Source organism: Thermoanaerobacter ethanolicus JW 200, assembly GCF_003722315.1.
In the GTDB taxonomy this organism is placed as follows: domain Bacteria; phylum Bacillota; class Thermoanaerobacteria; order Thermoanaerobacterales; family Thermoanaerobacteraceae; genus Thermoanaerobacter; species Thermoanaerobacter ethanolicus.
In genome coordinates this window covers 2,165,441-2,188,755 of record NZ_CP033580.1, presented here as the reverse complement: position 1 = coordinate 2,188,755, position 23,315 = coordinate 2,165,441, and the positions used below count along the sequence as shown (strand labels likewise).

Below are 23,315 nucleotides of genomic sequence, written 5' to 3'. Positions count from 1 at the left end.
AAATGCAACACCTAATGAAAATCATGTAGATATAGGATTTGGAACAAATCATATATAACCTTAAGCCCATCTTAGTTAACAAATTGAGCGAAGGTCGTGATTTGTCAAGGGTTAAAGTCAGGCGAAGCCTGCCCCTTGACAAATCACGAACGAGCTCTAAACTTTATAAGGGATGGGCTTAACAGATTTTTGCCAGCTCTTCATAAAAGTATTCCTTAGGCGTTTTGTAATTTAACAATTTTCGTGGAAGGTTATTAAGCCAGTTTTCTACTCTCTTTATCGTATCTATAGATAAATCTTTAATACTTTTACCTTTAGGGATGAAACGTCGTATAAGACCGTTATGTCGTTCATTTGTAGCTCTTTCCCAAGATGAATATGGATGTGTATAATATACTTCTACGCCATATTCTAAAAGAGCACTTTCTAAATCACTAAACTCTGTACCATTATCAGATGTTATTGTTTTAAATACTTTGTTTAAATTGTCACCAAACATATCTTTTAATTTTGATAATGCATCTTTAACAGATTTATTGTCTTTTGCATCTAATAAGAATATTATTTCATGGCGAGTCTTACGCTCTATTAATGTTAAAAGGACCTTGTCATTAGATTTCTTGCCAATTAACGTATCTATTTCCCAATGCCCAAAAACTTCACGGCTTTCAACTTCTTTAGGCCTAAAATCAATACTTTTACCCATAATACGTTTATTTTTACGATTTTGTTTCTTCCTTGGTTTTAAACGTAGTTTTAAAGGTAAATCAATGTTTTTAACTTTTAATAATCCTCTATCTATATAGTTGTACAGTGTTTTAGTACAAACAATGGTTTTATTATTCCAGCTTGGGTCTTTTTTACAATAGCCTACAACTGCATCTGGTGACCATTTTTCATTTAATATTTTATTTTCAGCATATTTCAAGAAATCTTCTGCTTTAGCTACTTTAAATTTAGCTCCGCAATTTGAACGATTTTTTTCGTAGATAGCTTGACCGGTTTCAGGAAAATAGCTTGTATAAGAAGATAAATCACTTCTAAGTTGTGTAGTAGTTCCACGTTTAATTTCACGGCTTATAGTGCTTGGAGATCGATTAAGTTTTTTAGCAATATACCGAATACTTCTTCCTTCTTTGAGTAATGCATAGATCTCTCCTCGTTCATAGCTACTTAAGTGTTTAAAAGAACGCTTTTTTGTGGTATCATTATTATGAACCATAGTGAAAATCCTCCTTGTATGATGTTTAGTTGACACCTATATCATACACGATTTTCACTATGGTTTCTATTTTTTTATCTGTTGCATTTAATTATACAACTAACCACAATTTTACAAAACTAATCTTTTATAAGGCTAAATTTGACTTTTATACAAAAAAAGCGTATCATATTGTTGATACAGAGTGTCATCCATACAAAAAACCACGGGGGGGTAATTTCATTGGAAGAAAAAGATTTAAAGGAAATTGAAAAGCGTTTAGGTTACAAAAACGTAGATGCATGGACAAAAATTTCTGATGAGGAAAAAGAAAAAGTTTATCAGTTTGGAGAAGACTACAAAGACTTTATGACAAAATGTAAGACAGAAAGAGAAACGGCAGAGAAGATTATAGAAATAGCAGAAAAGAATGGCTTTATCAATATTGAAAAAGTTACAAATTTAAAGCCGGGCAGCAAAGTGTATTACAACAACAAGGGGAAATCAGTAGTTTTAGCTGTAATTGGTAAAGAGTCAATGCAAAAGGGGATAAAGGCGGTAGCATCCCATATTGATTCTCCGAGAATTGACCTAAAGCCTAATCCAATGTATGAAGATGGCGGCTTGGCTTTATTTAAAACCCATTACTATGGCGGTGTTAAAAAATACCAGTGGGTGACAATTCCTTTGGCTCTCCATGGAGTAATTGTCAAAGCAAACGGTGAGAAGATAAACATTGTAGTGGGAGAAGATGAAAATGACCCTGTCCTTTACATAACAGATTTATTGCCTCACTTAGGGAAAGACCAGATGGAGAAAAAAGCAGCAGAAGTGGTTACAGGAGAAGCATTAAATGCTGTAATTGGAAGCATTCCTCTTTCTGAGGAAGTCAGCGTGAAACCTAATATTTTGAAATATTTAAATGAAAAATATGGCATAGTGGAGGAGGACTTTTTAAGTGCTGAGTTAGAATTAGTGCCTGCCTATAAGCCTCGCGATATAGGTTTTGACAGAAGTATGATTGGGGCTTATGGTCAAGATGACAGGGTTTGTGCTTATACTTCTTTAAGAGCTATTCTTGAGCTTGAGGTGCCAGAGAGAACGGCTGTTGCGATATTTACTGATAAAGAAGAGATTGGAAGTATGGGCAATACTGGTTTGCAATCAAGATTTTTCGAAAATGCTATTGCAGAAATATTAGAAAAATACGAAGGAAGTACAGATATTAAATTGAGAAGGGTTTTGGCTAATTCTGAACTGCTATCTGCTGATGTAAATGCTGCATTTGATCCTACTTATCCAGAAGTCAGTGAAAAGCAAAACACTGCTTATTTAGGAAAAGGCGTATGCATTACTAAATACACTGGTTCAAGAGGAAAAGCAGGGTCAAATGATGCAAATGCTGAGTTTGTCGGCAAAGTGAGAAAACTCTTCAATGAAAATGGAGTAGTATGGCAGACAGGTGAGCTGGGCAAAGTTGACATGGGAGGCGGCGGTACAGTTGCCCAATACGTTGCAAATTATGGCATGGAAGTTTTAGACTGTGGCGTTGCACTTTTAAGCATGCATGCGCCTTATGAGTTATCTTCTAAAGTAGATGTGTATATGGCTTATAAGGCCTATAAAGTATTTATGGAAAAAGATTAAATCCGGGATTTACCCGGATTTAATCTTTTATAAACATTTCTACCACTATTATGCCATTGCCTTCTTTATTTTTTACTATTCCAACTCCAATTTTATTATAATAGGGATTTAAAATGTTTGCCCTGTGTCCTTCTGAGTTCATTAAAGAATAGTGAGCTTTTATAACATTTGAATTTAAGGCTATATTTTCACCTGCCAAATAATAATTTATTCCAAATTTTTTCATCATGTCGAAAGGTGAGCCGTAGGTTGGAGAAGTATGAGAGAAATAGTTATTTTCTTTCATGTCTTCTGCTTTTAGTCTGGCAACTTTACAGAGATTTTCATCTACCTGAAGAGGATTTAAGTTACGGCTTATTCTTTCCTGATTTATTAATTCTATTAAAGTTTTTTCCTCTTGGGAAAGAGAAATATTTGTTGTTTGAAGTGTTACCCCTTTATTTTGCGAAGTAGAACCATTGCTAGTAGTGGTATTAGAAGCATTTGATGGGTTTGATGTTGTTTGTTTAGCTGTGACATTATAAGAAACTGGTTGTTTTATAGTTATTAAGTTCTTTGAATTAGAAAATCTTATTGAATTATTTGCTACAGTATTTTTAGTGAAATATCCATAAGAATAAAAAATTGAAGCACTGGCAGGATTTAAAGAAAAAATTATAGTTATTGCTATTAATACTGTTATTATTGATTTTATTTTCATTTTTATTACCTCCTCAAAATCATATATTCTACAGACAGCTGTAAATTCCTTCAAGTAATTTATGGTGAGATAGGAACATTGTATCAACTTTTGCTTTGTTGGAATATACTGATTTTGAGGTGGTATTAGTGAAATATGGATTGATTGTCTTTTACTCTTATCAGCATGGTTTAATGGCAGAAAAAATGTTAAAGAAAAATAATATTCCGGTGGAATTTGTACCAACTCCCAGAAGTATCACGGAAAGCTGTAGCCATTCTCTCAAGTTTGGATTGGAATCTTTGCGAGTAGTACAAAACCTTTTGCAAAGGCTCAACATTCCTTACAAGGGGATATACGAAGTAGAAAGAATTCCTGCAGGATATAAAATAGTCAAAATTATTTAATGTTCATCACTTTTTATAAATATACTTTTTATTTTTTGAAAAGTGCTGACATTTTGTAGATTTTCCAGTTTAGCATTTAAAATTATTATTTGATTTTGTAAGTCTTTTATTTGTTTTTTAAGATTTTCATTTTCTCTTATCAAACTATTTACCATTGTATTGTAATTGTCCGCTTTAAGGGCAATTTTCATTTTTTCATCATTTATTTGTTTTAATAATTCTTGTAAATCGGCTATATTTTTGTTTTTTATTGTAATTTCAACATTTTTTCTGCTTAGTTCTTCTTCTAATCTTGTTTTTTCCTCCTTGATAGTTTCCAGTTTTTTTATTAGGATGTTTAAATACTCCTGAACTTCTTTTATATAAAAAGTGAAGTAAGAATCTTTTTCTCCGTTTTTCCTGGTTAATTTGTATTGCAAAGAAGGAATTACTTCTCCGTTATCGTTTATAAATAAATAATTGCTTTGAAATTTGTCTATTGGGCTTTTTAACTTAAAAAAGTTGTATTCAGAAAAAGAAGGAGGAATTTTAAAAGGCTTGCACCAACTATTTCCTCCATCAGAGGACATGGTGGCAAAAAAGCTATCGTTTTGAAGGTAAGTGCACCATAAAGTATTTTCTAAAAGGGAGATATAGCAATTTTTAATATTTGTAGAATAAGCCAAAGTTATGGGACTACCCCAACTGCCTTTTGGCCAGCTTCCAGCGGTTTTCTTTCTATATTTTATTTCTTGAATTATATCTTCTTCTACCCATAAGGTATGTACATTTTTTTGCGAATCTACAGTTATTGTAGGATAGAATATTCCTTCTGCTTCTGAAATTAGAAATTTTGGCGACCAGTTATCTTTTACGTAGTAAAGATAATAAAGTTGGTTTTTATTTTTTTCTTTTGTAACATAAATTAAATGAATATTTTCCTCTTCATCAATGAATAAGTCATAAAAAGGAGTGAAAGAAATATTTTTTATAAGAGCTATATTATTGCCGCTCCAATTTTTGGCCCATTTTTGGTGTATTAAATGGACTTCTCTAGGATTATTAGAATTACTAATTGTAAAAAATATGTGAAGCGTTTTATTTTTTGTTAAAAGGTTAAAATTGCTTATATACGTTTTTTTATCTTTATAAGTGTATAAAGCTTTTCCTACCCATCCTTCTTTCTTTTGAATTAAAAAAACTATTTCTCCTTGTGAATTATAGTATATCAGGTTTAGTTTTCCTTCTTCGTCGTAACAAGCGTCAAAATCACTTAAACAGTCTTTTACAATGATTTCTTCTGTTGTTTTTCCATTTTCTATAGTGTTCAATAGGATTTTTCTATCTTTAAGATAAAGATACTGTAAAAAATCCTCATCTTTTTTAGTCACAATCTTGTCCATAAATTTCCCTCCCTTTGCTAAAATATATGCATAATGATTATTGAATAGAATTGACATGTTATTGACATGATGAAAGAAGGATTTTTGAGGTTAAGTGTAGAAATAAATAAAAAGATAAATCAAGCATCAATACACTCAAAAAGTATTTCGGTAATATGTCAAGAGGGTGATAAAAAAAATTCAAAAAAAAATTTAATAAAATAACCTAAAAAAGGGCATAGCAAAGCTAACCATCACGCAATAAGCTGATGGAAATTAATGTAAAATATGGTTATGGGATAATATGTTAACTTATACAATCATCTCCTTTCATTATTGGGGATTTATAAAGTTTTTCTTCGCGCAGCAGAGCGAAGACTAACCTTACAGTTTTACGTGCAGTCAATACAAGAGCACGTTTATGCTTGTGAGTTTTGCTTTCTTTAAATTTGCGGGCATAGTATTGTGAGAACTCAGGTAAATACTTCCTGAGCTGGTCAGCTGCTTGAATAAAATAATATCTGAGATACTCATTACCAGTACGCTTGAGATATGTGTCCTCCGCTTTAAAATCAGCAGACTGGTACTCTGACCAATAAAGGCCGGAAAACTTTGCAAGGGCATTATCATTATCAAACCTTGAAATTCCGCCTATCTCAGATATTAAGCCGGCTGCGATGGTTGGGCCAATACCTTTTACTGAGGTAAGACAAAGGAATTCATTGTTAAATCCTTTTACCTCATTAATAATGGCTTTTTCTACAGCTTTCTTCTGTTTTTCAAGGGACTGTAGATTATCAAAGCAAGACTTGATAACAAAGTTTAAAGAATCATCTACAGTAGCATTAATTCTATAAGACTTGTGAACAGCCTCTTGAAGCAATTTAGCTGTAGCTTCTGGATCATCAAAGCGATCTTTACTCTTGTCAACCAAAAAGCCGGCAAGCTCATCAAGCGGTCGAGCCGCAATATCATCAAGGGTGAAAAACTCATTAAATATTTCAGTAGCAGTTGCTCCAAAATTATTACTAAAGACTTTATTTTGGCACAAACCGCTAAACTTAAGGAACAAATTGCTGAGGAAATAATTTTTTTCTCTAACAATACTATTAACAATGTGAAAGCGATGGCGAGTAAGCCTCTGGAGAGCAAGATATCTAAAATCTACAGAACAAGATTTGGGGAGTCTACCGAATCTCAGTTTTTCAGCAATAGCAAAGGCATCAATCCAGTCATTTTTAGGTAAATTGCCGAGAGACTTTTTAAAAGCATTAATAATATTAGCATTAAAAGTAGTAATAGAAGGTTGATAAGGCTTAAGAGCAGAATGATCAGCCAAATAATACTGGAGGTGCCAGCCATAGACTGAAGTAGATTCCAAACCAATAAAGACCTTTTGGATATTGTATTTATTACAACACTCCAAGATACGGGAAACTATAACATCACAACCATGAGGGTTATTTTCTACAGAAAAACGAGAGGAAGCATCATTACCCTCCTGGTCGAGAATATGAACCTTGACATCATTCAGGCTTACATCCATACCAACAAAAAGCTTATTCAAGATTGTTACACCTCCTTTCAAAATTGATAAAGTAAGTACAAGTAAAAGTTAATTTGAGATAACCCTAGCAACCAGATTATGTAGCAACCTCGCAATTAGCTCTTAATATATAAGCCTGAATCCTCTGCTGCCAGGGGCTTATATATGACAAAGCAGATTTCGCGTAAGAAAAGGCAAATCTGGTGTAGGGACCACACTTTAAAGAGCGGTCAAGCCGCATGGAGGACGAAAGCCTGTCCCACATTAACTTTACAGTATAATAATGCTACAAGTTATCTCAAAAGTAAATAATAAGGCCGAAAAAAGATGAGACGGCCGCGCCATGAATCCTGCATATTGCGCAATATTACGGATTCATGGCAATAGATAAGATTTTAGACAAGATGAGAATATTAAAGATTTCCAGTTATGAATGCGCTTTATTAAATTTTTAAGAAGTGAGACAAATTTATTGTCTTTAAAATTAATTATACGAGGAGGATAAAAATGGATTACGATGTAATAGTTTTAGGCGGAGGGCCTGGTGGCTATACTGCTGCTATTAGACTCAGCGAATTAGGGAAAAAAGTCGCTGTTGTAGAAGAAGATTCGTTAGGGGGTACTTGTTTAAACAGAGGTTGCATACCGACGAAAGTCTATTCTCATGCGGCAGAGCTTATAAATGCCATAAAAGATGCTAAAGACTTTGGAATAATGGCACAGTATACATTGGATATTGCAAAACTTCGTCAGAAAAAAGAAAGAGTAGTAAAAAGACTTGTCGGTGGAGTAGGTTATTTAATGAACTTACACCATATAGATGTTATAAAAGGGAGAGGTAGGTTTGTTGATGAAAACACTATAGAAGTTGATAAAAGATACACAGCAGAAAATTTTATAATTGCAACAGGTTCAAAGGTGTTTTTACCTCCTATTGAAGGGATTAACTTAGAAGGTGTTATTACAAGTGATAAAGCGTTAGAACTTGAAAGAATTCCTGAAAAAATTGTCATCATAGGGGCGGGAATTATAGGATTGGAATTTGCAAATATTTATTCTGCTTTAGGAAGTAAAGTTGTCATCATTGAAATGCTTCCTCAACTTTTGCCTATGTTAGATAGAGACATAGCAGATACGATGGAAAAAATTTTGAGGCATAAAAAAATTGAACTACATTTAAACAGTAAAGTAGAAAAGATAGAAGAAGGTTTAAAGGTAGTTTATACTACAGAAGGGAATACTCGGGTAGTGGAATGCGATACTGTTTTAGTCGCTGTAGGAAGAGTTGCCAATGTAAATGGAATTGAAGCTTTAAACCTTGATATGGATAAAAAGGGCATAAAAGTGGACTCTCACATGAGGACAAGCATAAAAAATATATATGCAATTGGAGATGTTACAGGAGGTATACAACTGGCTCACGTGGCTTCTTATCAAGGTATTGTAGCTGTTCACAATATAGCAGGAGAAGAAAAGGAAGCGGATTTAAATGCAGTGCCTAATTGCCTTTATACAAGTCCTGAAATAGCGTGGGTAGGTTTGAATGAAGTTCAAGCAAGAGAAAAATTTGGAGATGTAAAAATAGGCACTTTTCCTTATACGGCTTTAGGACGAGCTATGACTATGGGGCAAAACGATGGATTTGTTAAAATAATCGCAGAAGCAAAATACAATAGGGTAGTGGGGATGGAAATAATAGGGGCTGGTGCTACAGAGATAATTCATGAGGGTGTACTTGCCATAAAAGAAGAGTTCACATTAGAAGAATTAGCAGATGCAATTCATGCTCATCCTACGCTTTCAGAAAGCGTAAAAGAGGCAGCAGAAGACGCATTAGGAATGCCTATAAATAAAGGATAATAGGGATGTGCAAAATTAATAAAAATAATCACGATCAAAAACCAGAATATGTATGATATACAATATATAGTAATCAAAACTGACAATAAAACATAAAGAAAGTGGTAAGGGAAAAGAAAAGACAAAAAGAGGAGCTAAAAAAGGGCATAAATATCCTGTAGAAGTCAAATGTTAAAAAATGGCATGAACTAAATTCAGTAAAAGTTAAGCCGATTGCATCAGACCAATAAGGGACTTAAACTCATCAAATTTACCCAGTTTAATAGCTACAATAGCGACAGTAAGCAAAGTAATATGGCCAAAAGTATTAAGGTTGCTGACAGAATTAATATTTCTAACATAAGCTTTTTCAAAATCTAGAGCTTTAAAGCGGGAATTATATCTTTCTGATTCAATCCTCAATTTATAGACAGCCTTAAAATATAGGGAGTCTCTATTAATAGAGGACCTATAATCAGAAGATATAATAGCATACTTAGTACAGCCTCTATGCTTTTTGCCATTAAAATATTTAGGATGCTGAATAGGGCAGGCAGAGTCATCTTTAGAATTACAGAACTTGCAAACAAATTTTTGCTTAATAAAACCATCAAAATATTGCTTGCCGTCTTTGAGCATTTTAATACCTGCTTCACAAACCATATAACCATCATCAGTCAGTGGGGGATTTTTAGAATTACGCTTGTTAAGAGGAATAAAACAATGACCATGGAGAGTATCTCTAACAAAATTATAAACTCTCTTAACATCATACCCCTTATCGGCAATAAAATTAACATACTTAAGGTTAAACCACTTATTAGTCTTCTCAAGCAAAGATAAAGCGACTTCAAAATCAGGGGCATCAGCGGGGGTAGTAGTTTCAGCGATGGGTAAACCAGAGATAGCATCAACAATAATGTGATTTTTATAGCCCCAATAAAACTTATAGCGTTTATTAGAAGAATCATTAGAAGCAGAATAAACGCCTAATTTACAATCCTTATCAGACTTAGGCTGATTATCTTTAGAGAATTTATTTTTAGAAAAAGACTTAGGGTTATTTAACTTAGTGTTAGCTTTAATAGGGGTAGAGTCCATGGAAATAAACTCACCAGAGATAATGCCCATATTTTTGAGGATATTGACTTGATTTTGAAAGATAGAGGTCAAATAATCATGAGAGAACTCATTAATAAAACGGCGGAAAGTCCAATAAGAAGGAAGAGGTTTAAGGATGTTAAAGCCACAAAGATGAGCAATGATAAGATTATTGCGGAGATAATCTAAAAAGTCAGAAATTGTACCGAATCTTTCAGCTTTCATAACAATAAAAGCTCTAAACATTGCATGATGAGAATAACCCTTACGGCCAGGACTAGAGGAAGGGAATTCAGGTATTGAAGACAAGTCTAGATTTTTAAACATAGAAGAATAGAAATCAATTTTAGACAGAGAAGTAAAGAGTTCAGGTATATTTAAAAGTAATTGAAGCTGGTACATGTAGGATTTCCCCCTCCTTAAAAAATATTTTTATACGGTATATATAATAATTCGACAAATGGGAGGGGAAATCCTACATAAAAGATAAAAAATTCAAGAGTGATAGGAAAAAAGTATGTCTGTAGAATGGCTTAAATGAAGGCTTCTGAATTTTGCACAAGTCTATAAAGGATAAGTTAAAGGAGTGATTATGTTGAGAAAGGGAGAAGTTTTAAAACTGGGAATTGTACCTTATATGGAAGGAAAAGAGATACAGCTTAAAGCCTTTGAAAGAGTTAAAAATGGCGAGACGGACGGGATTCTTATATTGCTTCAACATCCACCAGTATATACTATAGGAGTTTCAGGTGGTTTTGACGAAAACATCCTTGTGCCTTTAGAGGAACTTATGAAAAAAGCGGAGCTTTATAAAGTAGAAAGGGGAGGTAAAATAACTTTTCACGGACCAGGACAAATAGTTGCCTATCCTATATTTAATTTGGCAAAGTGGCAAAAAGATGTTCATCTTTTTGTTTATAAATTAGAAGAGACGATTATAAAACTCCTGGAGGAGTATGGTATAAAAGCGGGAAGGAAGCCTAAATACACCGGAGTATGGGTAGGAGATGAAAAGATATGCGCCATAGGTATCGCTGTTAGGCGCTGGATTACTTGGCATGGAATAGCCTTTAATGTAAATACTGACCTTTCATATTTTGGCTTAATAAATGCCTGCGGCATTACTGAGTTTGGAGTTACTTCTATGCAAAAACTCGGAATAAATGAAGACATAGAAAAAGTAAAAGAAAAAATGGTTGATAAATTTAGTGAAGTATTTGGTATACACTTTAATGAGATAACTTTAGATAGATTGGCGGTGATTGATAATGCAAAAGCCTGAATGGCTCAAAGTGAGGCTATTAAACGAAGATTTAAACAGGATGGAAGCTTTTTTAAAAAGTATGTCTTTAAACACAGTTTGTCAAAGTGCCAATTGTCCCAACATGGGGGAATGCTTTGCGAGAAAGACAGCTACTTTTATGATTATGGGAAATATATGTACACGAAACTGTAGGTTTTGTGCGGTAGAAAAAGGCCATCCTCAGCCTCTTGATGAGGATGAACCGAGAAGAGTAGCTGAGGCTGCTCAAAAATTAGGATTAAAGCATGTGGTGGTTACTTGTGTTACAAGAGATGATTTGCCGGATGGTGGGGCATCACATTTTGCAAAGACAATCTATGAACTTAAAAAATTGCCAGGAGTTACAGTCGAGGTACTTGTATCTGATTTCATGGGCAAAGAGGAGTCTATTGCTAAAGTAGTAGAAGCCAAGCCGGATATAATAAATCACAATATAGAAACAGTGCCTAGACTTTATTCAAAAGTGAGGCCAAAAGCTGATTATTCAAGGTCTTTAAACCTTTTAAAAAAGTCAAAAGAACTAGACCCTTATATTCTTACTAAGTCAGGAATTATGGTGGGGCTTGGGGAAACAGAAGAAGAGGTTATACAAGTTATGAAAGACTTAAGAAGTGTTGATTGTGACATGATGACTATAGGACAGTATTTGAGACCTTCAGCAAAACATATAGAAGTAGCAGAATATGTTACTCCACAGCAATTTGAGAGATATGAAGAGATAGGATATGAATTAGGTTTTAAATACGTAGCTTCTGGTCCCTTAGTCAGAAGTTCTTATCATGCTGATGAGGGGTTGAAGGTGACAAAGGCTTAGTTTTTAAGCCTTTGTTTTTGCTTGAGGAGAATTTTAAAATGATTTAAGGGGGAGTGTCATGAAAGATTTTATATCTTTTATGGAGAGGGCTTGGTGGAGATACGTTAATGAGGGGGTAATTACTGAAGGTGTTAAAGAAGAGGTTAGAGAGTCATGGGAGCTTTGTAAGTTCTACGGTGTAGACCCTTTTGGAGGCGTTGGAGAAATATTAGATGAAGATAACATGAAAATAAGGTTGAGGCAAAATGAGGATTTAATATCTGTTGCACATCCTATTATGGAAAATGTATATAAACAAGTAACTGGCTCGGGTTTTTTGTTTGTTCTGGTGGACAGGGACGGTTATCTTATTGACAGAATTGGCGATGATAGTATAATGGGAGAGACGAGAAAATTAAACTTTGTTGAAGGGGCTTTATGGACAGAAGAGGCAGTGGGGACTAATGCGATTGCTTTGGCTTTAAGACTTAATAAACCTATACAACTGGTGGGAGCCGAACATTATTGCATTACCCATCACATAGCCACATGTTCTGCAGCACCTATTCATGATGAAAACGGCAATATTATAGGATGCCTTGATATGACTGGATTAAAAGAAGACGCACATCCACATAATTTAGGTATTGTACTTGCTGGAGCTTGTTCTATTGAAAAGCAACTTGCGCTTATCAAATCTCATAAACTTATAGACGCTACTTTTGATTCTATTCACGAAGGCATGCTTATAATGGACCATAATTTTGTTGTTCAGAGGGTTAATGAAATAGCATTAAAGATATTAAATATTTCAAAGAAGGAAATTATAGGCATGCATATACAGTCCATACTTGAAGATGTGGATATAATTGAAGATATACTAAGTCAGACAGAACCCTATTACGATGTTGAATGTGTTTTTTATGGTCGAAACCAAAAAATACCATGTCGTATAAATGCTGTTCCTATAGTAGCTAACAGAAAAATTATAGGTACTGTTATAACTTTTAGAGAAGAGAAATATGTTCGTAATGTTGTTAATAAATTAGCAGGATTTAAAGCGAGTTATACATTTGAAGATATAATCACAAATGATGAAAATATGAAAAAAATCATAGAAACTGCTAAAAAAGCTGCGAGGAGTGATTGCAATATCCTTATAGAGGGCGAAAGTGGAACAGGTAAAGAACTTTTTGCGCAAGCAATACATAACTATAGTAAACGTTCAAAAGGGCCATTTATTGCAGTAAACTGTGCTTCTATACCACGAGAATTAGTAGAAAGTGAGCTTTTTGGGTACGAAAGAGGAGCGTTTACTGGGGCAAATAAAGAAGGTAAACCTGGTAAATTTGAACTTGCTGACAATGGAACGATATTTTTAGATGAAATTGGAGAGTTGCCCTATGAGGTGCAATCTAAACTTTTAAGAGTCCTGGATAACCATAAAATTGTAAGGGTAGGCGGTACTGAGGAAAAGAAATTGAATGTAAGGGTTATTGCGGCAACTAATAGGAATTTAAGTGAAGAAGTGAATAAAAAGAATTTTAGAAATGATTTATATTATAGGATAAATGTCATAAAAATAAACATCCCTCCTTTAAGAGAGAGAAAAGGAGACGTTGAACTTCTTGCTAAAGTGTTTGTAGAACGACTTAATAGATATAATGCTTTAAGCGTTTCAGATTATAAGGTTTTAAGCGAATCGTTTATAGAACGATTGATGAATTACAACTGGCCAGGAAATGTTCGAGAGTTACAAAATGTTATCGACAGGGCGTATTACCTTACGGAAGGCAAAGTAATTATCGAAGAGTATTTCCCTGAAAATATAAGTGAAAATAGTAATGCACAACAGGAAAATAATACTACAGTCTTTCCAATTGAAGTTATTGAAGAAAAAAACATAAGAGAAGCACTAAAAATAGCCAAGGGTAATATATTGAAGGCAGCTGAAATGTTAAATTTGAGTAGAGCTACTATTTATAGAAAGATAAAAAAATACAATATAAGTGTAAAGGAATTGCTGTCTCAAATTGAGACTAAATAAAAGGAATCTCAAAATGAGACAAATGATTTTGTATAAATATGAGATTGATAATTTATTAACCCTTAATTTAAGGGGTTTTTTATTTTGGCATGAAATTTGAATATTAATTTTAATAGCATTGTTTTTGATAAAAAATTTTAAGAAATGGAGGCGGTACTTATTAAAAGGTTTATAGTCGAGTTTGGATATGGAGTAGATTTACACGGTCAAGATGTCAATAAAGCTGCTCAAAAGGCAGTAAAAGATGCGATATCTCATAGTTGTCTATGTGGACTTACGGAAATATTGGGTGTTGACTTAAATGAGATAGTTGTAGAGGCTACAGTGGCAGTATCAAGGCCAGAAGAAATTGAAGAAGAAGGAATAAAGGCTGTACTTCCCATTGGGGAAAAATATGTAAAAGCAATAAAAGGGGGGATGAGGGTAGCAGGAATAAAAGAGCCGGAATTTGGAGACAAAGATGACACCATTGAAGTTGCAGTGGCTTGCATAACGGTAAATATAAAATGAGGAGGAGATGAATAGTTATGGAAATTTCAAGAGATGTTCTTCTTGATATGTACACCAGAATGGTTAAAATCAGGAAGTTTGAAGAAAAAGTCGCGGAACTATTTGCTCAGGGGAAGGTTTTAGGTTTTGTACATTTATACATTGGTGAAGAGGCTACAGCTGTCGGTGTATGCGAAAATTTAGAGGATAAAGACTATATTACCAGTACTCACAGAGGTCATGGTCATTTAATAGCAAAAGGTGGCGATCTAAAATATATGATGGCCGAATTATATGGCAAAGAAACGGGATACTGTAAAGGGAAAGGCGGATCTATGCATATAGCGGATGCCACTAAAGGAATTTTAGGAGCTAATGGTATTGTAGGTGGAGGTTTTCCTATTGCAGCGGGTGCAGCTCTTTCCGCTAAAATGAGAGGAACTGATCAGGTGACAGTATGTTTCTTTGGTGATGGCGCCTCCAACCAGAGTACTTTTCACGAGGCGTTGAATATAGCCTCTATATGGAAGTTACCAGTAGTGTTTGTCTGTGAAAACAACCTTTATGGTATATCTATGAGGCAGGATAAGCACCAAGCTATCAAAGATGTAGCTGACAGAGCTATTGGTTATGGTATTCCTGGGGTTACGGTGGATGGAAACGATGTATTGGCAGTGTATGAAGTAGCAAAAGAAGCTATAAACAGGGCTAGAAGTGGCGCCGGTCCGACTTTAGTTGAATGTAAAACGTATAGATATAGAGGGCATTTTGAAGGGGATCCTACTATTTATAGGTCTAAAGAAGAAGTGGAAGAATGGTTGGCAAAAGATCCAATACTTCGATTAAGTAAACATATACTCGACAATGATGTGGCAACTGAGAAAGAATTAAAAGATATAGAGGCAAGGATAGTTGAAGAGGTAGAAGAAGCGGTAAGGTTTGCTGAAGAAAGCCCATATCCAAAAGAAGAGGCAGCGGTAGAGGATGTTTATACAGATATAGTAGAGGAGGTAAGGGTAAGATGAGGAATATGACGTATGCAGAGGCTTTAAGAGAAGCTATTTTAAATGAGATGAGAAGAGACCCGGCAGTGTTTTTATTAGGAGAAGATATTGGGAGATTTGGAGGGACTTTTGGCGTAACTCGCGGCTTGATAGATGAATTTGGAGAGGACAGAGTAAGAGATACTCCTATTTCAGAAACAGCAATTACAGGTGTTTCGATAGGAGCTGCAGCTACTGGCATGCGACCTGTTGCTGAGCTTATGTTTATGGATACACCGCCCCAGCTACCCCTCTTAACTTCTTCTGTAACTATTACTATCTTGTGAGTCTTTTTTAGGGAATTAAAAATTTTTTCTTTGTCAAGAGGGAACAAAGTCCTCGGGTCTATTACTTCCACTTCTATACCCTCTTTTGACAATATTTCTGCTGCTTTTAACGCTTTATGGACCATGAGACCTGTTGCAACTACGGTAACGTCGCTGCCTTCTCTTTTGATATCTGCTACTCCAAGAGGTATGGGTTCATTAGTATCAGGAACATCCCCTTTCATACTGTACAAAACTTTATGTTCCACAAAAACCACCGGGTTGTCATCACGTATTGCAGATATCATTAGACCTAAAGCATCTTTAGGAGTAGAAGGATAAACCACCTTTAATCCCGGCACATGAGTAAACCACGCTTCAAGTCATATCAAGTATCTCCACATCTATTCCCAATTGTTTTAAATAAATTAAGTTATTTTTGGCTTTATATCCAATTTCATAAGTGTCAGGCATTATATATATTTTCTCAGTACCAAATTTTTGAGCAGCCAATATAATTCTTTCTACTATGTTTACCTTTTCATAATTATCAATTACCGTCGCATGTGCAACCAATCGCCTTATATCTTTCCCCGATGACGGATTTGCAATTATCCCTATGGTTTTCATGTCTGCCTCCTTATATTTATCAAACAAAATGCTTTACGTCCTATGCTATTGCCCTTACCGCCTTTATTATATCTTCTTCATTAGGGATTACAACATTCTCAAGAACCGTCGTAAATGGAATTGGTGTATTTAAAGCTCCAATGCGTACTATCTGTGCATCTAGATAATCAAACATTTCTTCAGCTATCAATGCTGCTAACATTGCAAAAGTGATTAACGAGACACCACTTTTGCCAATTTCGACAGGTACCAATAATGTATATCCTATGATGTTGGAAGGAACTATAGCTGGAATTGTAGCTTCTGTAGTATCTTCTGGTAAATTTGGCAAAGAGATATTGTGTAAAAGAGATAAAAGATTAGAAATATACAAAAACGGTAAGTTAATAGACATTGCTTTGATAGATGCTGTAATCTCTAAAGAGAACTTTACAGGTACTAGGGCAATTTGGGATATATCGACAATAACTGATATTTTTGTTACAAGGGCTCACCCTAATAACATCGGCTTTTCTTCTGTAGCTGGTTATAAAACAACATTGTCAGAAGATGAGGATGGAGGTATATATGTAAAAATAGGGGAAAGCCCGGAGTCGGTCATGGCGCCTATAGCTCCGGGCGTCGTTGAAAAAGTAGGGATAATTGATTGTAAAAGATTGAACATGGATACAGATTATTCTTATGAGGTGATGGAAAAAGGTACTATTGCGTTGGATGGAGAAAGAGAAGTGATAATAAAAGAAGGTGATATATTAATTTTTAGAATATCGCGGAATGGACCTTATCGAGTTAATGTAACAAAAACGCTTGAAATTGCACAGCAAATAGGATTTTTTGTAAAGAGGTGATTTTATGCCGGTAAATGTAGTGATGCCTAAATTGGGACTTACAATGAAAGAAGGCAGAGTAGATAGATGGCTTAAAAAAGTTGGTGATATTGTAAAAAAAGGAGAAGAGATTGTCGAGGTTTCTACAGATAAGATTACCAATGTTGTAGAATCTCCAGCGGATGGAATTTTGGCGAAGATCTTAGTAAATGAAGGAGAAATTGTACCAGTAGCTACTCCTATTGGAATAATTACAGCTGAAGGGGAAAAGTTAGAAGAAGTAGAAAAAAGTGAGGAAAAGTTTATAAAAGCTACTCCAGTAGCAAAAAGGTTGGCGAAGGAGAATAACATAGACCTTTCTTTAATAACTGGAACAGGACCAGGTGGAAGGATTACTGAAGAAGACGTAAAAAAGTTTATTTCTGAGCAAAAAGTAAAAACAGAAGAAGAGGGACCAAAAAAAGAAGTAGCAATAATAGAAGGTCAAGCATTGGAAAAAGTTGAAAGAATGCCAATGGACAATATTCGCAAAACCATAAGTCAAAGGATGAAAAAAAGCTGGTCAGAAATTCCTCATGTTACAGAAGATATTAAAGTGGATGTCACAGAACTGGTTAACTTAAGAGAAAATTTAAATCATATTAGCGATAATAAATTTACTTATACCGATTTAATTGCAAAAGCATGTGTAATAGCTATAAAGAAAAATCCTGTAGTTAACTGGTCTATAGAAGGAGAATATATAATTAAAAATAGCAGTATAAATCTCGGAATTGCAGTGGCTTTAGATAATGGTTTAATAGTTCCTGTAGTGAAAGAGGCGGACAAAAAGAGTCTATTAGAATTGTCAAAAAATATAAAAGAATTAAGCGAAAGAGCGAGAAATAATAAGCTTACTCCAGACGAAATAATCGGAAGTACATTTACTATCACTAACCTTGGAATGTATGAAATAGATAGTTTCACGCCTATTATAAATCCGCCCGAAAGTGCTATATTGGGTGTCAACAAAATATATAAAGAACCAGTTGTTCTAGACGACAATATTGTTATAAGGCATATTATGAAACTTAGCCTTTCTTTTGACCATCGATTAATAGATGGGGCTACCGCTGCTAAATTTTTGCTTGACTTAAAGAAAACATTAGAGAATCCACTATCTTTACTTATTTAAATTAAAATTTTAAATAAAGCAAGCTGATGTTGAAAATAAAGTTATATTTTCACATTGGCTTGTTTTATTTGATGCTGAAATAAATAACAAATACGTTGAGTTGATTCGACTTTTTGAAATTTTTTGATATTACATGAATTTATGATATAATAAAATCAATACATAAGGAGAGGGGATGTTAGTTATGCCTGAGTTTGGAACTCCTTTTTCTGGACTCACTGAAAAAAGGAAGGTCACCCATGAAGAGTTGGTACGGGCTATACGCTTTATGGTGGCGGCAGAGTATGAGGCAATTCAACTTTATACTCAGTTGGCAGAAGCTACTGATAATGAATTAGCAAAAGCAGTTTTAATGGACATAGCAGATGAGGAAAAAGTGCATGCGGGAGAGTTTTTGAGGCTTTTGAAAGAACTAGCTCCTGATGAGGAAAAATTTTACGAAGAAGGGGCAAAAGAAGTAGAAGAAATGATTGAAAAGATTAAATAAAAGAAGGAGTTTGCGTTTATAGATGATTGAAAAATCAGGAACAATTTATGTGGCAAGCTAAAATAAGTGCCTCAATCGAGGTACTTATTTTTTTGATTTTTTGTAACAGTCTAATACATTAAAACGTATATTGTAGATAGATAAGATAATTTAAGTTAATAAAAGCTGTAACTGTAAAGGGGGAAATAATATGGCTTTTTCTAAAAAAATGGTGGGGCAGCAAGAGATAGTGCCAGGCCCTGTACAGCCAGGGCAACTTCCAGAACCTACAGAAATAGCTTGCATTGAAGTGACTAAGATATATGATGCTTGTTCGCAGAGACTATGCCTTGATAATATACCTCCTATTACGTTTGTACCAACAAGTCTAACTTTAACTCCTTCTTTTGGAGGATGTGAAAATATAACAGTATCTTTGGTAACGCCGCCGGGTTTTGTGATAACTCCACTTCCGGATAGGCCAGGATTTGCGAGGGTAGAAGCAACTTTTCAAGTGACTTATGATATTGTGATTAACTATCCGGATGGAACCACACAAACATTGCCAGGAAATATTACTACTTTCAACAAAGATATTGTACTTTACGTGCCAGACCCAAATGTAGCGATAATGAAATACGAGGCGTTAGCAGAGTGCTTGTATGGAAAGGTTAATCTAGGAGTTACTACCACTGTAGAAGTGATAATTGGAGTATGGATTGTGATAAAATCCGCAGTAGATGTACAATTATTAGTTCCTTCTTATGGATTCTGTCCTACTCCAGCAGCTTGTGAAGAATTTACAACAGATGTATGTGAGATTTTCTACAAAAAGCCTTTCCCATCTTTTGAGCCGCCACAAATGTATCAAAATCCTTATTAAAAGCCAGCAAATTAGCTGGCTTTTTTACGTGCGCCCGGCATGGGCGATAACTAGGCGGTGAAAGTCCGCTGTGGGCTTGGTAGTGGGAACCACTAGCCAAGAGCAAGGGTGTCCATCGTGAGGTGGAATCTGAAGGAAGCTTAAGGCAAAATCTCGGTCTGATGAACAAGAACCAGATAAGAGGCTGAATTGGGATGGATGAGTTTGCGTAACAAAACGAAGTCCAACACTACCCGAATCCCATACAGTAAATCTGGCAGATATATGAGATGAAAGTTATCGTTCTTACCCGGGGAGGTCTCAAGTATAAGTCATGGAAGTAAAATCTGAAGTGACAACCCATGCAGTGATGTATGGCTGAACCTTGAGAAGTCAGCAGAGGTCATAGTACTTATCTAGACATGAATAGATAAGGAAGGACCGAACGTTAGGAGGTTTTGGAAATCTTATGGACTCGAAAGATATGCAGAGACTGCAGACAACTCAACCAAGAGGCTATCCGTTGAATAGAGAAATGGAATTTCAAAAGACAACGGAAGTGCATAGTATATCATCGGCGTCGGAAGATGGAAGAAACGAAGTACAAAGATATACCAGCAAGATGCTTGAAATGATAGTAGAACGAAGGAACATGGAAGCAGCATACAAGCGCGTTGTTGCAAATAAAGGAAGCCATGGAGTCGATGGGATGGAAGTAGATGAACTTCTACCGTATCTCAAAGAAAACTTGGCAACCATAAAACAACAACTGCTGGAGGGGAAATACAAACCACAACCAGTGCGAAGAGTAGAAATTCCCAAACCTGATGGAGGAAAAAGACTACTAGGAATACCTACAGTACTAGACAGACTAATACAACAAGCAATAGCCCAAATACTAAATAAAGTCTACAACCATACATTTTCTGATAGCAGTTATGGATTCAGACCAGGACGCAGTGCAAAAGACGCAATAAAAGCCGCAGAAGCATACATAAATGAAGGATACACATGGGTTGTAGATATGGACTTAGAAAAGTTCTTTGACAGAGTAAACCACGACATAATAATGTCCAAACTAGAAAAGCGGATAGGAGATAAAAGGGTACTAAAGTTAATACGAAGATACCTAGAATCAGGAGTAATGATAAACGGAATCAAAGTATCAACAGAAGAAGGGACACCCCAAGGAGGACCATTAAGTCCCCTATTAGCAAACATAATGTTGGACGAACTAGACAAAGAACTTGAGAAACGAGGGCATAAATTCTGCCGATATGCAGATGACTGCAACATATATGTAAAAAGCAGGTCTGCAGGAGACAGAGTAATGAAGAGCATAAAGAAATTCATAGAAAGCAAATTAAAACTAAAAGTCAACGAAGCAAAAAGTGCTGTAGATAGACCATGGAGAAGAAAATTTCTTGGATTTTCATTCTATACAAAAGAAAACGAAGTAAGAATAAGAATCCATGAAAAATCCATCAAAAGGTTTAAGGAAAAAGTAAGAGAAATAACCAATCGGAACAAGGGAATAAGCATGGAAAACAGAATAAAAAGACTAAATCAAATAACAACAGGATGGGTCAACTATTTTGGATTAGCAGACGCGAAAAGCATAATGAAAACCCTTGACGAATGGATAAGGCGAAGACTAAGGGCATGTATATGGAAACAATGGAAGAAGATAAAAACGAAGCATGATAACTTAGTAAAACTAGGAGTAGAAGAACAAAAAGCCTGGGAATACGCCAATACAAGGAAAGGCTACTGGAGAATATCCAATAGCCCAATCCTAAATAAGACTCTTACAAATAAATACTTTGAAAGCATAGGTTATAAGAGTTTATCCCAAAGATATCTAATTGTACACAATTCCTAATGAACCGCCGTATACCGAACGGTACGTACGGTGGTGTGAGAGGACGCTGAATAAAATAATTATTCAGCTCCTACTCGATGTGCGCCCGGCATGGGCGATAACTAGGCGGTGAAAGTCCGCTGTGGGCTTGGTAGTGGGAACCACTAGCCAAGAGCAAGGGTGTCCATCGTGAGGTGGAATCTGAAGGAAGCTTAAGGCAAAATCTCGGTCTGATGAACAAGAACCAGATAAGAGGCTGAATTGGGATGGATGAGTTTGCGTAACAAAACGAAGTCCAACACTACCCGAATCCCATACAGTAAATCTGGCAGATATATGAGATGAAAGTTATCGTTCTTACCCGGGGAGGTCTCAAGGATAAGTCATGGAAGTAAAATCTGAAGTGACAACCCATGCAGTGATGTATGGCTGAACCTTGAGAAGTCAGCAGAGGTCATAGTACTTATCTAGACATGAATAGATAAGGAAGGACCGAACGTTAGGAGGTTTTGGAAATCTTATGGACTCGAAAGATATGCAGAGACTGCAGACAACTCAACAAAGAGGCTATCCGTTGAATAGAGAAATGGAATTTCAAAAGACAACGGAAGTGCATAGTATATCATCGGCGTCGGAAGATGGAAGAAACGAAGTACAAAGATATACCAGCAAGATGCTTGAAATGATAGTAGAACGAGGAAACATGAGAGCAGCATACAAGCGCGTTGTTGCAAATAAAGGAAGCCATGGAGTCGATGGGATGGAAGTAGATGAACTTCTACCGTATCTCAAAGAAAACTGGCCAACCATAAAACAACAACTGCTGGAGGGGAAATACAAACCACAACCAGTGCGAAGAGTAGAAATTCCCAAACCAGATGGAGGAGTAAGACTACTAGGAATACCTACAGTACTAGACAGACTAATACGAAGATACCTAGAATCGGGAGTAATGATAAACGGAATCAAAGTATCAACAGAAGAAGGGACACCCCAAGGAGGGCCATTAAGTCCCCTATTAGCAAACATAATGTTGGATGAACTAGACAAAGAACTTGAAAAGAGAGGGCACAAATTCTGCCGATACGCAGATGACTGCAACATATATGTAAGAAGCAGGTCTGCAGGAAACAGAGTAATGAAGAGCATAAAGAAATTCATAGAAAGCAAATTAAAACTAAAAGTCAACGAAGCAAAAAGTGCTGTAGATAGACCATGGAGAAGAAAATTTCTTGGATTTTCATTCTATACAAAAGAAAACGAAGTAAGAATAAGAATCCATGAAAAATCCATCAAAAGGTTTAAGGAAAAAGTAAGAGAAATAACCAATCGGAACAAGGGAATAAGCATGGAAAACAGAATAAAAAGACTAAATCAAATAACAACAGGATGGGTCAACTATTTTGGATTAGCAGACGCGAAAAGCATAATGAAAACCCTTGACGAATGGATAAGGCGAAGACTAAGGGCATGTATATGGAAACAATGGAAGAAGATAAAAACGAAGCATGATAACTTAGTAAAACTAGGAGTAGAAGAACAAAAAGCCTGGGAATACGCCAATACAAGGAAAGGCTACTGGAGAATATCCAATAGCCCAATCCTAAATAAGACTCTTACAAATAAATACTTTGAAAGCATAGGTTATAAGAGTTTATCCCAAAGATATCTAATTGTACACAATTCCTAATGAACCGCCGTATACCGAACGGTACGTACGGTGGTGTGAGAGGACGCTGAATAAAATAATTATTCAGCTCCTACTCGATATAG

Annotated in this window: 20 protein-coding genes and 3 pseudogenes; 15 read left to right on the top strand and 8 right to left on the bottom strand. The window is 35.4% G+C overall.

The features are described 5' to 3' along the window. Positions 1 to 178 precede the first annotated feature (178 nt). Positions 179 to 1,222, bottom strand: coding sequence for an IS30 family transposase (locus tag EB239_RS10995; RefSeq protein WP_129545120.1), 1,044 nt, complete (start codon positions 1,220 to 1,222; stop codon positions 179 to 181). A 222-nt stretch (positions 1,223 to 1,444) separates the two neighbouring features. On the opposite strand from EB239_RS10995, the gene EB239_RS10990 reads away from it, so the two are divergent. Continuing rightward, the gene (locus EB239_RS10990) at positions 1,445 to 2,848 is read left to right on the top strand and encodes an aminopeptidase (protein WP_003871497.1); all 1,404 of its coding nucleotides are present in this window, start codon (positions 1,445 to 1,447) and stop codon (positions 2,846 to 2,848) included. Between the two features lie 19 nt (positions 2,849 to 2,867). On the opposite strand, the gene EB239_RS10985 is transcribed toward EB239_RS10990, so the two are convergent. Beyond that, positions 2,868 to 3,548 carry a CAP domain-containing protein gene (locus EB239_RS10985; RefSeq protein ID WP_003871498.1) on the bottom strand — a complete coding sequence of 227 codons (681 nt, stop codon included), beginning with the start codon at positions 3,546 to 3,548 and terminating at the stop codon, positions 2,868 to 2,870. 128 nt (positions 3,549 to 3,676) lie between these two features. On the opposite strand from EB239_RS10985, the gene EB239_RS10980 reads away from it, so the two are divergent. After that, positions 3,677 to 3,934 (top strand): DUF3343 domain-containing protein, encoded by a 258-nt coding sequence (locus EB239_RS10980; protein ID WP_003871499.1) that lies wholly within the window; start codon positions 3,677 to 3,679, stop codon positions 3,932 to 3,934. On the opposite strand, the gene EB239_RS10975 is transcribed toward EB239_RS10980, so the two are convergent. Both EB239_RS10975 and EB239_RS10970 read right to left on the bottom strand, forming a co-directional pair. Next, on the bottom strand, positions 3,931 to 5,316 hold the full coding sequence (locus tag EB239_RS10975; RefSeq protein WP_003871500.1) for a coiled-coil domain-containing protein: 1,386 nt from the start codon (positions 5,314 to 5,316) through the stop codon (positions 3,931 to 3,933). The two genes, EB239_RS10980 and EB239_RS10975, sit on opposite strands and share 4 nt — an antisense overlap. A gap of 286 nt (positions 5,317 to 5,602) precedes the next feature. After that, positions 5,603 to 6,841, bottom strand: coding sequence for an IS110 family RNA-guided transposase (locus tag EB239_RS10970; protein ID WP_201035670.1), 1,239 nt, complete (start codon positions 6,839 to 6,841; stop codon positions 5,603 to 5,605). Between the two features lie 507 nt (positions 6,842 to 7,348). Between EB239_RS10970 and lpdA the strand changes: the two genes are divergently transcribed. Continuing rightward, complete coding sequence (gene lpdA, locus EB239_RS10960; RefSeq protein WP_003871640.1) at positions 7,349 to 8,701, top strand: dihydrolipoyl dehydrogenase; 1,353 nt, start codon at positions 7,349 to 7,351, stop codon at positions 8,699 to 8,701. A gap of 204 nt (positions 8,702 to 8,905) precedes the next feature. Here lpdA and EB239_RS10955 read toward each other — a convergent pair whose 3' ends face one another. After that, entirely contained in the window at positions 8,906 to 10,183 is a 1,278-nt protein-coding gene (locus EB239_RS10955) for a transposase (RefSeq protein WP_129545146.1), read from the bottom strand. A 193-nt stretch (positions 10,184 to 10,376) separates the two neighbouring features. Between EB239_RS10955 and lipB the strand changes: the two genes are divergently transcribed. The 6 genes and pseudogenes from lipB to EB239_RS10925 all read left to right on the top strand — a co-directional run. After that, positions 10,377 to 11,063, top strand: a complete 687-nt coding sequence (gene lipB, locus EB239_RS10950; protein WP_042835477.1) for a lipoyl(octanoyl) transferase LipB — start codon at positions 10,377 to 10,379, stop codon at positions 11,061 to 11,063. Then, a complete protein-coding gene (gene lipA, locus EB239_RS10945; RefSeq protein ID WP_003870171.1) occupies positions 11,050 to 11,898 on the top strand; it encodes a lipoyl synthase in 849 nt (282 codons plus the stop codon). Before lipB ends, lipA begins: the two co-directional genes overlap by 14 nt. A 58-nt stretch (positions 11,899 to 11,956) precedes the next feature. After that, positions 11,957 to 13,924 (top strand): sigma-54-dependent Fis family transcriptional regulator, encoded by a 1,968-nt coding sequence (locus tag EB239_RS10940; protein WP_003870170.1) that lies wholly within the window; start codon positions 11,957 to 11,959, stop codon positions 13,922 to 13,924. A gap of 144 nt (positions 13,925 to 14,068) precedes the next feature. Next, positions 14,069 to 14,434, top strand: a complete 366-nt coding sequence (locus EB239_RS10935) for a Lin0512 family protein (protein WP_003867261.1) — start codon at positions 14,069 to 14,071, stop codon at positions 14,432 to 14,434. 17 nt (positions 14,435 to 14,451) lie between these two features. Continuing rightward, positions 14,452 to 15,438: a pyruvate dehydrogenase (acetyl-transferring) E1 component subunit alpha gene (pdhA, locus tag EB239_RS10930; protein WP_003870169.1), complete on the top strand. Its 987-nt coding sequence runs from the start codon at positions 14,452 to 14,454 to the stop codon at positions 15,436 to 15,438. Then, positions 15,435 to 15,689: pseudogene (locus tag EB239_RS10925) on the top strand (hypothetical protein); the annotation flags it as partial. The gene pdhA and the pseudogene EB239_RS10925, both read left to right, overlap by 4 nt. 2 nt (positions 15,690 to 15,691) lie before the next feature. Here the strand turns inward: EB239_RS10925 and EB239_RS10920 are convergent. The 3 genes and pseudogenes from EB239_RS10920 to EB239_RS10910 form a co-directional block, all read right to left on the bottom strand. Then, positions 15,692 to 16,105, bottom strand: a pseudogene (locus EB239_RS10920) (alpha-ketoacid dehydrogenase subunit beta); the annotation flags it as partial. Continuing rightward, a complete protein-coding gene (locus EB239_RS10915; protein ID WP_003870167.1) occupies positions 16,101 to 16,352 on the bottom strand; it encodes a hypothetical protein in 252 nt (83 codons plus the stop codon). The gene EB239_RS10915 and the pseudogene EB239_RS10920, both read right to left, overlap by 5 nt. Before the next feature lie 40 nt (positions 16,353 to 16,392). Beyond that, a pseudogene (locus EB239_RS10910) lies at positions 16,393 to 16,551 on the bottom strand (alpha-ketoacid dehydrogenase subunit beta); the annotation flags it as partial. 31 nt (positions 16,552 to 16,582) lie between these two features. Between EB239_RS10910 and EB239_RS10905 the strand changes: the two are divergent. The 6 genes from EB239_RS10905 to EB239_RS10870 all read left to right on the top strand — a co-directional run bounded on the left by EB239_RS10905 (position 16,583) and on the right by EB239_RS10870 (position 23,232). Continuing rightward, positions 16,583 to 17,200, top strand: a complete 618-nt coding sequence (locus EB239_RS10905) for a hypothetical protein (protein WP_003870166.1) — start codon at positions 16,583 to 16,585, stop codon at positions 17,198 to 17,200. Positions 17,201 to 17,204: 4 nt separating this feature from the next. Continuing rightward, positions 17,205 to 18,353 (top strand): dihydrolipoamide acetyltransferase family protein, encoded by a 1,149-nt coding sequence (locus tag EB239_RS10900; protein ID WP_003870165.1) that lies wholly within the window; start codon positions 17,205 to 17,207, stop codon positions 18,351 to 18,353. Positions 18,354 to 18,528: 175 nt separating this feature from the next. After that, a complete protein-coding gene (locus EB239_RS10895) occupies positions 18,529 to 18,840 on the top strand; it encodes a ferritin family protein (RefSeq protein WP_003870164.1) in 312 nt (103 codons plus the stop codon). Positions 18,841 to 19,030: 190 nt separating this feature from the next. Further along, positions 19,031 to 19,702, top strand: a complete 672-nt coding sequence (locus tag EB239_RS10890; protein ID WP_003870163.1) for a hypothetical protein — start codon at positions 19,031 to 19,033, stop codon at positions 19,700 to 19,702. Between the two features lie 448 nt (positions 19,703 to 20,150). Further along, positions 20,151 to 21,563 (top strand): group II intron reverse transcriptase/maturase, encoded by a 1,413-nt coding sequence (gene ltrA, locus EB239_RS10880; RefSeq protein ID WP_129545145.1) that lies wholly within the window; start codon positions 20,151 to 20,153, stop codon positions 21,561 to 21,563. A gap of 499 nt (positions 21,564 to 22,062) precedes the next feature. Next, positions 22,063 to 23,232, top strand: coding sequence for a group II intron reverse transcriptase/maturase (locus EB239_RS10870; protein ID WP_129545144.1), 1,170 nt, complete (start codon positions 22,063 to 22,065; stop codon positions 23,230 to 23,232). The last annotated feature ends 83 nt before the right edge of the window (positions 23,233 to 23,315 follow it).